The sequence below is a fragment of the Microbacterium sp. ZW T2_14 genome, from assembly GCF_044987405.1.
GTDB lineage: Bacteria > Actinomycetota > Actinomycetes > Actinomycetales > Microbacteriaceae > Microbacterium.
On record NZ_JBJDRK010000137.1, the window covers coordinates 1 to 574 of the forward strand.

2 protein-coding genes are annotated in these 574 nt (G+C 75.6%); one reads left to right on the forward strand and one right to left on the reverse strand.

The window, feature by feature from the left end; all coding sequences use genetic code 11:
* A partial coding sequence (locus ACI3KY_RS20320; protein ID WP_404931925.1) for a nitronate monooxygenase occupies window positions 1-356 on the forward strand: 356 nt, incomplete at its 5' end.
* 18 nt (window positions 357-374) lie between these two features.
* On the opposite strand, the gene ACI3KY_RS20325 is transcribed toward ACI3KY_RS20320, so the two are convergent.
* The coding region (locus ACI3KY_RS20325) for an acylphosphatase (protein WP_404931926.1) at window positions 375-574 on the reverse strand (200 nt) is incomplete at its 5' end.

Here is a 574-nt window from a genome sequence, read left to right on the forward strand (position 1 = left end):
GTGCCGCGGGCGTGCAGGTCGGCTCCGCCTTCCTCCGCACCCGCCAGTCCGCCGCCACCGACGCGCACCGGCGTGCGATCGAGGACGCTGCCGACACATCCACCGTCCTCACACGGGCGATGAGCGGACGGCTGGCGCGCGGCATCCCGAATCGCGCCATGCGCACGATCGAGACGTCGGGCGTCATCGCCCCGTTCCCCGCGCAGAACTGGCTCACCGGCCAGTTCCGTGCGGAGGCCGGACGACGCGGCGACGGCGACCTCGTCTCGCTGTGGGCGGGTCAGGCGGCGGGGCTCGCCACGCGCGATGAGGCGGCCGACGTGTTCGCCGAGCTGGCCGCCGGCGTTCCCGCCTGACCCGCACCCTGCTGGGCGTCACTGCGTCGGCAGAACCTCGAAACCGTGTTCGCCCGTGGCCTCGGCATCGGCCACGGTCGCCTCCTCGACGTGGGCGCCGGGCGGGCCGTCAGCCATCCACGCGAGCACCTCGTCGACCTGCGCGGGCGTCCCCTCGACCTCGGCCTCGACGGAGCCGTCGCGGCGGTTGCGCACCCAGCCCGCCGCACCCGCCCCGC